This window comes from Rhizobium sp. TRM95796 (assembly GCF_025779995.1).
Lineage (GTDB): Bacteria > Pseudomonadota > Alphaproteobacteria > Rhizobiales > Rhizobiaceae > Rhizobium_E.
In genome coordinates, this window is record NZ_JAOXHE010000014.1 from 1 (window position 1) to 11,459 (window position 11,459).

The following is an 11,459-nucleotide window of genomic DNA, read 5'->3' on the forward strand; positions in this document are numbered from 1 at the left end:
CGCCCTTCGTCTATCGGTTAGGACACCAGATTTTCATTCTGGGAAGAGGGGTTCGACTCCCCTAGGGCGTGCCACTTCTTTTCAAAGCCTCAGACAAAGCCGATCTGCAATTGTGGTGCGAGTATAGCCCGTGAGCCGTTGCAGAGATCGTTTGTACGCGTCACACTCTCAGATATGTCGTCCGTCCACGCTTCAAGCGCTATCCGCCAATGCGACACCGGAACGGACGGTCTTCATCCGATAGGCGACATGCGCTTCCCAAAAACTTCCATAAATGCCGTTAAACTGAACTGCGGGCGGCTGCTCTTGATAGAACTCCCGAAAGCGTCTCACATCGTCGCTGTCTTGTAGATATTTGCAGATAGCCTGCCTGAATTTCCAGGGCTTCGCCTTTCCCGGTAGTGTCGCAAGCCAGTGATTCTTGGGCCGCCCGATCGGGCACTCCGGTGCAAGCGACCGTCCAGACGGCAAAGGGTTCTGTGACATGACGCTGATAAACAGGTCCAACTCGCTGGGCATGGCGAAGCGAAGGTCGACGCCATTGAAGTGAACCCGCAACAGGCACCAGCGTTTCCGCTGATATGGAAATGGATGGATAATCCGAGTCGGGCGACGGAACTGACCTGATGGCGTGCGCTCAATTACCCAGCCGTCATATCTCGCGCCGGCGCGTCCACTCATCGGGGTGCAGGGAAAATCCGTGTGATATGACAGTCGAGTGTTCTTCATTCCGTCAAACTATACGTGGAGCGGCGTAAAGTCAGCCTCTCCGCGCGCAATTGTCGCGAAGTCTACGCCTTCGCCGCATCCAGGATCCGAAACTGGATGCGCCGCGTCCCCTGCCAGAAATCCCCCGACAGCGTGCCCGCCACATGCAGATTGTCGCCGCGCGAGCCGGTCAGCAGGCGGCCGAGATCGGTGTCGCCGGCGCGGAAGGCCATGGCGTCGAGGCGACCGCCGTCCAGCCCCTCCAGCGTCACCTTGATATGGTTGGTCCCGACGAATCGGCTGTCCTTCACCCTGTGCATCGGCAGCGCGAAAATTGGCTGCGAGTGGCCCGAGCCATAGGGGCCCGCCGCCTCCAGCTGGTCGATGAGCTCGAAGGTGGCGCCGCTCGCCCCCAGCGCGCCGTCGATCTTCAAAACACGATTGGCCGTCAGCGTCGACACGGTGTCCCGCGCCGCCTCCTCGAAGAAGGCGCGAAGCGCGCCCAACCGCAATCGCTCCACCGTCAGCCCCGCCGCCATGGCGTGGCCGCCGCCTTTGACGAGCAGGCCCTGATCGACCGCGGCCCGCACCATCTTGCCCATGTCGAAACCGTTGATCGAGCGGCCCGAGCCGGTGCCCTTGCCCGAGGGGTCGAGCGCGATGGCGAAAGCCGGGCGATTGAACTTCTCCTTCAGCCGCGCCGCGATCAGCCCGACGATGCCCGGATGCCAGTTCTCGCGCGCGGTGACGATGACGGGCGTCCCCTCGCCCGTCCCATATTCTGCAAGCGCTTCGGCCTCGGCTTCAGCCAGCATCGCCTGCTCCATCGCTTGGCGTTCGCGGTTGAGTTCGTCAAGCTTGGCGGCGATCTCGGCGGCGTGGCCGGCGTCTTCTAGCGTCAACAGCCGCGATCCGAGCGCTGCATCGCCGATTCGCCCGCCGGCATTGATGCGCGGCCCGATGAGGAAGCCGAGATGATAGGGGGTGACGGGACCGCCGACGCCCGCTTTGACGAACAGCGCCGCCAGCCCGGGGTTTTGCTGGTGTCGGGCGGCGATCAAACCCTTCACCACATAAGCGCGGTTGAGCCCCTTGAGCGGCACGACATCACAGACGGTGGCGAGCGCCACGAGATCGAGCAGCGCCAGAAGATCGAGGCTCGCGGCGCGGGGATCGCGGCGCTCGCGCATCAGCCGATGCAGCCCCGCCATGACGAGGAAGACCACGCCCGCAGCACAGAGATGGCCCTGCCCCGACAGATCGTCCTCGCGGTTGGGATTGACCAGCGCATGGCACTCCGGCAGCGCATGCCCCACCTGGTGATGATCGATCACCACCACGTCGATGCCGCGCTCATGCGCAACCTTCAGCGCCTCGATGCTGGTCGAGCCGCAATCGACGGTGACGATGAGCTTTGCGCCGTCGTCGATCAGCTTGCCGATCGCGCCGGGATTGGGGCCATAGCCTTCGAAAATTCGGTCCGGAATATAGATGGTCGCATCGATGCCGAAGTGGAACAACACCCGATGCATCAGCGCCGCCGAGGCCGCGCCGTCGACGTCGTAATCGCCGAAGATGGCCACGTGTTCGCGCAATTCGATCGCGCGGGCGATGCGCTCGGCCGCCGGCCGGCAATCGGTCAATGTGAAGGGATCGGGCATCAGCGACCGGATGGTCGGTTGCAGAAAGGCCGGCGCATCGTCCACACCGACGCCGCGCCCGGCCAGCACCCGGCAGATGAGTTCCGGGATGCCATGCTGCTGGCTCATCGCCAGCGCGCGGTTGAGCCCGGCCTGGTCGAGCCGCGAGGCCCAGCGCTGACCGCTCACGGAGCGCTCGACGCCGAGAAAGGCGCGGTCGACGGGATCTACGGGCTCGAACATCGTCACATCATTCCCTTGCGCGTCACACGGAGCGGCGCAAGGGATGTTGAGGGCATCCCCGGCGTCACGCCGCCTTCGGCCGTTCGATGCGGATCACCTGCGGCTTACCGATCAGATAGCCCTCGGTCTCGATCGTATCAACCGCCTTGCGCACCGAAGATTCGGTGGTGGCGTGCGTCACGAGGATGATCGTCTTGCGGTCGTCGCCTTGCGTCGCCGCCTGCGGCCGCTGCACGATCGATTCCAGCGAGATGGCGTTTTCCGCCATACGGGTGGCGATGCTGGCGAACACGCCGGCGCGATCCTCCACCGTCAGGCGAATGAAATAGCCGCCCTCATGGCTCTGCATTTCGCCGCGAATATAGGCGTCCAGCATGGTCGCCGGCCGTCCAAGGCTCGGCACGAGCTGCGAGCCCGGCCGGCTCTTGGCGATATCGGCGATATCGCCCATCACCGCCGAGGCCGTGGCGTTGCCGCCGGCGCCGGGGCCGACCATCAGCAGTTCGCCGAGCACGTCGGATTCGATCGCCACCGCATTGGTGACGCCGTCGACCTGGGCGATCACCGAATCCTGCGGCACCATGGTCGGATGCACGCGCTGCTCGATGCCGGAGGCAGTCTTCTGGGCCACGCCCAGCAGCTTGATCCGGTAGCCGAGATCGCGGGCCGCCAGGATGTCCTCGAGCGAAATATTGGTGATGCCTTCGAGATAGATGTCGTCAGCGGCGATCTTGGTGCCGAAGGCCAGCGTGGTCAGGATCGACAGCTTGTGCGCGGTGTCGTTGCCCTCGATGTCGAAGGCCGGATCGGCTTCGGCGTAGCCGAGACGCTGCGCTTCCTTCAAGCAGGCTTCGAAGGACAGGCCTTCCTTCTCCATCCGGGTCAGGATGTAGTTGCAGGTGCCGTTCATGATGCCATAGACGCGGCTGACCGTATTGCCGGTCAGGGATTCGCGCAGCGCCTTGATCACCGGAATGCCGCCGGCCACCGCCGCTTCGAAATTCAGGATCACGCCCTTTTCCTCGGCAAGCGCGGCGAGTTCGACGCCATGCTTGGCGAGCAACGCCTTGTTGGCGGTCACCACATGGAGACCGCGATTGAGCGCGGTCTTGACCGCCGTATAGGCCGGATCGCCCGCGCCGCCCATCAGTTCGACGAAAACGTCGATATCGGCCTCGGCGGCCATGGTCACGGCATTGTCGAACCAGGCCGTCGCCGTGATGTCGACGCCGCGATCGGCGCTGCGGTTGCGGGCCGACACTGCGGTGACGCGAATATCGCGGCCGCAGGCCACGGCCAGCATATTGTGGCGCTCGCCGAGAATGCGAAAGAGCGAAGCGCCGACGGTTCCCAGTCCTGCAATGCCGATCTTCAGGGCATCAGCCATACTATCATTCCTGTCTTGTCTTGATCATTCAGCCAGCGGTTTTGAGCGCCACCACATTGTGCAGCGTCTCGTCGGCCGTGCCGAAGAATTTCTTGATGCTGCGGGCGGCCTGGCGGATGCGGTGTTCGTTCTCCACCAGCGCGAGGCGCACATAGTCGTCGCCATGCTCGCCGAAGCCCACGCCGGGAGCGACCGCCACATCGGCCTTCTCGATCAGGAGCTTGGCAAATTCCAGGCTGCCGAGATGGCGGAATTTTTCCGGCACCGGCGCCCAGGCGAACATCGAGGCTGAAGGCGGCGGGATTTCCCAGCCGGCGCGGCCGAAGCTTTCCACCATCACGTCGCGGCGGCGCTTATAGGTCTGGCGCACCTCGTCGATATGCTGGTCGAGATCGGGATCGTTGAGGGCGGCGGCGGCGGCCACCTGGATGGGCGTAAACGCGCCGTAATCGAGATAGGACTTCACCCGCGTCAGCGCCGAAATCAGCCGGTCGTTGCCGACCGCGAAACCCATGCGCCAGCCGGCCATGGAAAAAGTCTTGGACATCGAAGTGAATTCGACCGCGACATCCATCGCGCCCGGCACCTGCAGCACCGACGGCGTCGGCTTGCCGTCGAAATAGATTTCCGAATAAGCGAGGTCGGAGAGCACATAGACGCCGTGCTTCTTGGCGAAGGCCACCACGTCCTTGTAGAAGTCGAGCTCCACCACCGTCGCCGTCGGGTTGGACGGATAGCAGAGGATCATCGCGATCGGCTTGGGGATGGAATGGGCCACGGCGCGTTCGAGCGCCCGGAAGAATTCCTCGTTCGGCTCGACCGGAATGGAGCGGATCACGCCGCCCACCATCAGGAAGCCGAAGGCGTGGATCGGATAGGACGGGTTCGGGCACAGCACCACATCGCCGGGCGCCGTGATCGCCTGCGCCATATTGGCGAAGCCTTCCTTGGAGCCGAGCGTGGCGACGACCTGCGTGTCGGGATTGAGTTTCACGCCGAAACGGCGCTCGTAATAATTGGCCTGGGCGCGGCGCAGGCCGGGAATGCCCTTCGACGAGGAATAGCCATGCGTGTCGGGCCGCTGCACGGTCTCGATCAGCTTGTCGACGATGAATTTGTTGGTCGGAAGATCCGGGTTGCCCATGCCGAGATCGACAATGTCGGCGCCGCCGGCTCGGGCCGCCGCCTTGAGGCGATTGACCTGTTCGAACACGTAGGGCGGAAGGCGCCGGACCTTGTGAAACTCTTCCATGGTTGTCCTCTTGACGAAAATGCGGCCACGTCATGCCGCAAATCACGCTTTGCGACCAAATGCCGAGAAAGGCAAGCGCAAAAAGCCCGCTCGCCGGCCTGCGATTTCCGCGATCGGACCGGCTGGCGCGCGCGCAGCGTCAGTTGGTCGCCGTGGCCTTGCCCAGAGCCCGCAACTCCTCGACGCGGCGGAGATATTCGGCTTCGCTGATCGCGCCGGCGCGACGCTGGCCGGCCAACGCCGTGAGCTGTGTCTCCATCTTCTTGGCGTCCTCGTCGCTCATCTGCTCCATGGCGGAGTTGAGAGGACGCGAAAAATCCGGATAGGGGCCGGGATCGACGGGAATCGCGCGCGCTTCGTCGCTGACCTTGGAGGCGCAACCGGAACCGACCGCCGTCAGCACCGTGAGGGCGACCACCGCCAGCGTCTTCAAGCCGCCATTCACCATTCGCATATCCGCCATCCCCATATTGGTCTTGCGCGCAGGCTTCGCCTGCGACAACACGGGCCTAGTTCTTTGTGCGGAGTAGTGGGCCGAAACGCTGGAAATTGCAATCCGGTTCATGCACAGTGGTCTGCAAGCAAAAGACGATGCATCGGGGAGCGAGGCGCGATGAGCAATGACGGCGCAACTCAGGATAAGGAACGCCGCGCCATTCCCGGCCTCGATCCGGCCGATCTCGAGCCGTTCATCATCAAGAATCCCGAAGCGCTGACCGTCAATCTCGCGCGTTCGCTGGAGAATCTCGGCAAGGCGGCGTCCGAATGGCTCGGCCCTCGCGAGAGCGGCGAAAAGCAGGATCTGATCGCCGAGCCGGTCACCGACCTCGTCCGCACGCTCGGAAAAGTCGTGGAATATTGGGTCGCGGATCCAAACCGCGCGCTTCAGGCGCAAACGCTGCTGTTTTCCACCTACGCCCAGATCTGGATGTCGTCGCTGCAGAAGGCGGCCGGCGAATCTCCCGCTCCCGTCGTGCGCGACGACAAGCGTTTCGCCGACGCGGAATGGAAGAAAAATCCGTTCTTCGACTTCCTGCGCCAGGTCTACACCGTCACCGCCGATTGGGCCGACAAGCTGGTCACCCAGGCCGACGGGCTGGACGACCACACCCGCCACAAGGCGGCCTTTTACGTGAAGCAGATCACCGCCGCGCTGTCGCCGGCCAATTTCGTGCTCACCAACCCCGTGCTCTACAAGGAGACCGTGGCGCAGAACGGCGCCAATCTCGTCGAGGGCATGAAGAAGCTCGCCGAAGACATTCAGTCCGGCCGCGGCGACCTGCGCATCCGCCAGACCGACATGACCAAGTTCAAGGTCGGCGAGAACATGGCCGTCACCCCCGGCAAGGTCATCGCCGAGGACGATATCTGCCAGATCATCCAGTATGAACCGACGACGGAGACCGTGCTCAAGCGCCCTCTCCTCATCTGCCCGCCCTGGATCAACAAATTCTATGTGCTCGATCTCAATCCGCAGAAGAGCTTCATCAAATGGTGCGTCGACCAGGGCCACACGGTCTTCGTGATTTCCTGGGTCAATCCCGACGAACGCCATGCGGACAAGGACTGGGGCGATTACGCCCGCGAAGGCGTGGATTTCGCGCTGGAGACGATCAAGAAAGCGACCGGCGAGGACAAGGTCAACGCCATCGGCTATTGCGTCGGCGGCACGCTGCTGGCCGCCACGCTCGCCCGGCATGCTTTGGAAAAGGACAAGCGCATCGCCTCGGCCACGCTGTTCACAACCCAGGTGGATTTCACCTATGCCGGCGATCTCAAGGTCTTCGCCGACGAGGAGCAGATCCGCACCATCGAAAAGAGCATGGAAGCCGAGGGCTATCTCGACGGCACGAAAATGGCGCTCGCCTTCAACATGCTGCGCGCTTCCGAGCTGATCTGGCCCTATTTCGTCAACAACTATCTCAAGGGGCAGGAGCCTATGGCCTTCGACCTGCTCTATTGGAACGCCGATTCCACCCGCATGCCGGCCGCCAACCACTCCTTCTATCTGCGCAACTGCTATCTCAACAACACGCTGGCGCGCGGCGAAATGGTGCTCGACGGCAAAAAGCTCGATCTCAAGAAGGTGAAGATCCCGATCTACAACCTCGCCGCCCGCGAAGACCATATCGCGCCGGCGAAATCGGTGTTCACAGGCTCGAAACTGTTCGGCGGCGACGTCAAGCTGGTGGTCTCCGGCTCCGGCCATATCGCAGGCGTCGTCAATCCGCCCGACAAGAAGAAGTACCAGTTCTGGACCAACGGCAAGGTCGAAGGCGAATACGAGGACTGGCTGGCGAGCGCCGAGGAAACGCCGGGCTCCTGGTGGCCAAACTGGCATGGCTGGATCCTCGACCAGGACGCCCGCACCGTGGCCCCGCGCAAACCCGGCGGCGACCAGCTGAACCCGATCGAGGAAGCGCCTGGCGCTTTCGTGCGCGTGCGGGTGTGATAGACCGCGCTTACGGTTAGGCGCGGACGACCACCAGCGCCACGACCGCCGAGATCGCGATCAGCATCAGCGCCGAGACCACGCCGGCGGCGGCGATGCGTCCGCCGGATCGCGCCAGTTCGCGCAGATCCACCGACAGTCCCAGCGCCGCCATGGCGACCACCGGCAGCACCGCCGCCGTGAACCGACAGAGCGTCACGGCCTGTTCGGGCAGAGCGCCGGCGAGATTGAAAGCCATCATCACGAAGAAGCCGAGGATGTACCAGGGCGCAATCCGCGACAGCGAAGCGGGCTTTGCGCCCTCGACCGCAAAAAACCGGCCGAGGATCATCAGGACCGGACCGAGCGTCAGCACCCGCACGAGCTTCACCACCGCGCCGATCTCTGCGCTGACAGGCCCCATGAAGGACGTCGCCGCCAGCACCTGCGGCACGGCGTAAACGGTCATGCCGGCGAAGACGCCGAAATGCAGCGCATCGAAGCCGAGCGCCGAGCCGAAGGCCGGCAGCGCGGCGATCACCAGAATGCTGAGCGAGGCGGTAAAGGCGATGGCGCGGCTCGTTTCGTCGGCTTTGGCCCCGATCGCCGGCCCCACCGCCATGATCGCCGAATTGCCGCAGATGGAATTGCCCGACGCCACCAGCGCAGCCAGCCTCGGCTCGAGCCCGAGCATCCGACCCGCCGCATAAGAGGCGGCGATCGAGGCGGCGACGGCGGCGAAGACCACCAAAGGCAGCGTCGCGCCCATGGACGCGATGGTGGCGGCGCTGATCGTCGCGCCCATGGCGGCGATGGCGATTTCCAATGGTCTGCGCGCCATCGCCCGGATGCCGGCGTCGAAACCCGCCAGCGGCAGGCCGGCGCTGCGCAGCACCACCCCCGCCAGCATCGCCAGCATCATGGGATCGAGACCGAAAGCGCGAGCCTGCGGAAACAGATGCTCCGCAGCGAGTGAGGTGACGGCGAGCGTGACGCAGAGGCCCGCGCCGGGCAATAAAGAGGTTTTGTGGGCGATGGACAGCATGATCAACTCCTGCGTCCAAATATCCCTTTACCAACAATCCAAATCCATCGAATAATGTTGCCAATATCATGCAACAGGATTTCACGATTGACCCTCGAACAGCTCACGATCTTTCTCGCCGTCGCCGAGGCGCAGCATGTCACCCGCGCCGCCGAGAGGCTCGGCCTCACGCCGTCTGCGGTCAGCGCCTCGATCAAGGCGCTGGAGCGGTTCTACAATGTCGCGCTGTTTTCCCGGGTCGGCCGCGGCATCGAACTGACGGACGCGGGGCGGCTGTTCGTCGAGGAGGCCCGCGCCACGCTGGCCCGCGCCCAGGCCGCAGCGCTGGCGTTGAGCGATCTCGGCGGTCTGAAGCGCGGCGTGCTCCGGCTGTCGGCAAGCCAGACCACCGCCAGCCACTGGCTGCCGCCCCGGCTGATGCGGTTCCGCATGCTTTATCCAGGCGTCGAGGTGGATCTGACGGTGGGCAACACCTCCACCGTCGCCCGCGACGTGCTCTCGGGCGCCAGCGAAATCGGCCTGATCGAAGGCGAGATCGACGAGCCGGCGCTGGCCTCCCAGCGCGTGGCGCGCGACGAACTGGTCATCCTCTGCGCGCCGCGCCATCCGCTCGCCTCCGCAAAAGCGGCGGAGGTCGACGATCTCCTGCGCGCGACGGGCTGGGTCATGCGCGAACAGGGCTCGGGCACCCGCGCCGCGCTCAGGGCGGCGCTCGCCCGCCGCGCCATCGACCCGGACGCCATCCGCATCGCGCTCGTCCTGCCCTCGAACGAAGCGGTGATCTCGGCGCTCATCGACAGCGATTGCGCCTCCTGCCTGTCTCGCGCCGCCGCCGCCCCCTATCTCGCCCTTGGCCGCCTCAGCGTCGCCCCCGTCTCGCTCGCCGCCCGCGATTTCACCTTCCTGCGCCACAAGGAACGGGGCCTGAGCCCCGCAGCCCGCGAATTCTCCAGGCTGTGCGATTAGCCGCGTCTCGTTTTCCAAAACCTATACGCGCACTGTGGGCGGCGCAGTTCTTGATGGACGAAGCGCCCATGGCTGTTTTATGAAGGGAGCCGGAAATGAAGTGGAAAGCAGCCCTCTATGGTGAATTATATTGAAGCCGCCGCCGCGCCGATGAAGAACACCGGCGTGATCAGACTGTATGGCCCCGACGCCTTCGAAGGCATGCGCCGGGCCTGCCAGCTGACGGCGCGCTGCCTCGACGCGCTCTGGCCGATGGTCAAGCCGGGCGTCACCACCAATGAGATCGACCAGTTCGTTCTGGAATTCGGCCTCGCCCATGGCGCGCTGCCGGCGACGCTGAACTACCGCGGCTATCGCAAGGTCTCCTGCACCTCGATCAACCACGTCGTCTGTCATGGGATTCCCGACGACAAGCCGCTGCGCGACGGCGACATCGTCAATATCGACGTCACCTTCATCCTCGACGGCTGGCATGGCGATGCGAGCCGCATGTATCCGGTCGGCGAGGTCAAGCGCGCCGCCGAACGGCTGATGGAAGTCACCTACGAATGCCTGCTGCTCGGCATCGCCGCGGTCAAGCCCGGCGCGCGCATCGGCGCGATCGGCGAGGCCATCCAGACCTTCGCCGAAAAGGAGCGCTGCTCGGTGGTGCGCGACTTCTGCGGCCACGGCGTCGGCGCGCTGTTCCATGACGCGCCCAATATCCTGCACTACGGCTCGGCCAAGGACGGCCCGGAAATCAAGGAAGGCATGATCTTCACCATCGAGCCGATGATCAATCTCGGACGCCCGCATGTGAAGGTGTTGTCCGACGGCTGGACCGCCGTCACCCGCGACCGTTCGCTCTCGGCCCAATACGAACACACGGTGGGGGTCACCAAGGACGGCTGCGAAGTCTTCACGCTGTCGCCCACCGGCCTCGACAGACCCGGCCTCAAATAAGGGACCTCCCATGGCGCTTCCGATCGACCCCGAGACTGGACGCGACCTCAACGACACGGGCGACGGCGATCCGCCCGACGAGCGGGGCTTCTTTTACGAAAGCGCGCCGCGCTCTCAAGCGCGGCCGCCCGGGCCTCCGCAACCGGCGCCCGCTCATTACCACGGCCATCGCGATCGGCTCCGCGCAAAATTTCGCGACTTGGGCGACGGCGCCCTCGCCGATTACGAAATCCTCGAACTGTTTCTCTTCCGCCTCATTCCCCGCCGCGACACCAAACCGATCGCCAAGGCGCTGATCGAGCGCTTCGGCACGCTCGCCGGCGTGTTCGGCGCGCCCGCCCATCTCCTTCAGGAAGTGAAGGGCGTCGGCGAAGCGGTCGCCACCGACATCAAACTGGTCGGCGCCATCGCCCATCGCTCGCTACGCAGCGAGATCAAGGGCCGCGCCATTCTCGGCTCCTGGTCCTCGGTCATCGATTACTGCCGCGCCGCCATGGCGCATGAGACGACGGAACAGTTTCGCATTCTCTTTCTCGACAAGCGCAATCAACTGATCGCCGACGAGGTGCAGCAACGCGGCACGGTCGACCACACGCCCGTCTACCCGCGCGAGGTGGTCAAGCGGGCGCTGGAGCTCTCTGCCACCGCCATCATCCTCGTCCATAATCATCCCTCCGGCGATCCGACCCCGTCGCGCGCCGATATCGACATGACCCAGACGATCATCCAGACGGCCAAGCCGCTGGGGATCACCATCCATGACCATATCATCATCGGCAAGGACGGCCACGCCAGCCTGAAGGGGCTTCGCCTCATATAATCAATGTGTTAAATATATTCCTTAA

10 protein-coding genes are annotated in these 11,459 nt (G+C 64.2%); 4 read left to right on the forward strand and 6 right to left on the reverse strand.

The window, feature by feature from the left end; genetic code table 11:
- Nucleotides 1–192: 192 nt before the first annotated feature.
- The 5 genes from OCK01_RS23615 to OCK01_RS23635 all read right to left on the reverse strand — a co-directional run bounded on the left by OCK01_RS23615 (nt 193) and on the right by OCK01_RS23635 (nt 5,735).
- Nucleotides 193–681, reverse strand: a complete 489-nt coding sequence (locus tag OCK01_RS23615) for a hypothetical protein (protein WP_263826086.1) — start codon at nt 679–681, stop codon at nt 193–195.
- 110 nt (nt 682–791) lie between these two features.
- A complete protein-coding gene (gene recJ / locus OCK01_RS23620; protein ID WP_263826087.1) occupies nt 792–2,591 on the reverse strand; it encodes a single-stranded-DNA-specific exonuclease RecJ in 1,800 nt (599 codons plus the stop codon).
- Nucleotides 2,592–2,655: 64 nt separating this feature from the next.
- On the reverse strand, nt 2,656–3,978 hold the full coding sequence (locus OCK01_RS23625) for a homoserine dehydrogenase (RefSeq protein ID WP_263826088.1): 1,323 nt from the start codon (nt 3,976–3,978) through the stop codon (nt 2,656–2,658).
- 28 nt (nt 3,979–4,006) lie between these two features.
- Complete coding sequence (locus OCK01_RS23630; RefSeq protein WP_263826089.1) at nt 4,007–5,230, reverse strand: LL-diaminopimelate aminotransferase; 1,224 nt, start codon at nt 5,228–5,230, stop codon at nt 4,007–4,009.
- A 139-nt stretch (nt 5,231–5,369) separates the two neighbouring features.
- On the reverse strand, nt 5,370–5,735 hold the full coding sequence (locus OCK01_RS23635) for an SHOCT domain-containing protein (protein WP_182826425.1): 366 nt from the start codon (nt 5,733–5,735) through the stop codon (nt 5,370–5,372).
- 108 nt (nt 5,736–5,843) lie between these two features.
- Here OCK01_RS23635 and OCK01_RS23640 point away from each other — a divergent pair, with 108 nt between their 5' ends.
- Entirely contained in the window at nt 5,844–7,682 is a 1,839-nt protein-coding gene (locus tag OCK01_RS23640; protein WP_263826090.1) for a PHA/PHB synthase family protein, read from the forward strand.
- 16 nt (nt 7,683–7,698) lie between these two features.
- Here the strand turns inward: OCK01_RS23640 and OCK01_RS23645 are convergent, their stop codons facing one another.
- Nucleotides 7,699–8,706: a YeiH family protein gene (locus OCK01_RS23645; RefSeq protein ID WP_263826091.1), complete on the reverse strand. Its 1,008-nt coding sequence runs from the start codon at nt 8,704–8,706 to the stop codon at nt 7,699–7,701.
- A gap of 87 nt (nt 8,707–8,793) precedes the next feature.
- Here OCK01_RS23645 and OCK01_RS23650 point away from each other — a divergent pair, with 87 nt between their 5' ends.
- The 3 genes from OCK01_RS23650 to radC all read left to right on the forward strand — a co-directional run bounded on the left by OCK01_RS23650 (nt 8,794) and on the right by radC (nt 11,434).
- Complete coding sequence (locus tag OCK01_RS23650; RefSeq protein WP_263826092.1) at nt 8,794–9,672, forward strand: LysR family transcriptional regulator; 879 nt, start codon at nt 8,794–8,796, stop codon at nt 9,670–9,672.
- A gap of 117 nt (nt 9,673–9,789) precedes the next feature.
- Nucleotides 9,790–10,614, forward strand: coding sequence for a type I methionyl aminopeptidase (gene map, locus OCK01_RS23655; RefSeq protein ID WP_263826093.1), 825 nt, complete (start codon nt 9,790–9,792; stop codon nt 10,612–10,614).
- A gap of 10 nt (nt 10,615–10,624) precedes the next feature.
- Nucleotides 10,625–11,434: a RadC family protein gene (gene radC, locus OCK01_RS23660; RefSeq protein WP_263826094.1), complete on the forward strand. Its 810-nt coding sequence runs from the start codon at nt 10,625–10,627 to the stop codon at nt 11,432–11,434.
- Nucleotides 11,435–11,459: the final 25 nt, after the last annotated feature.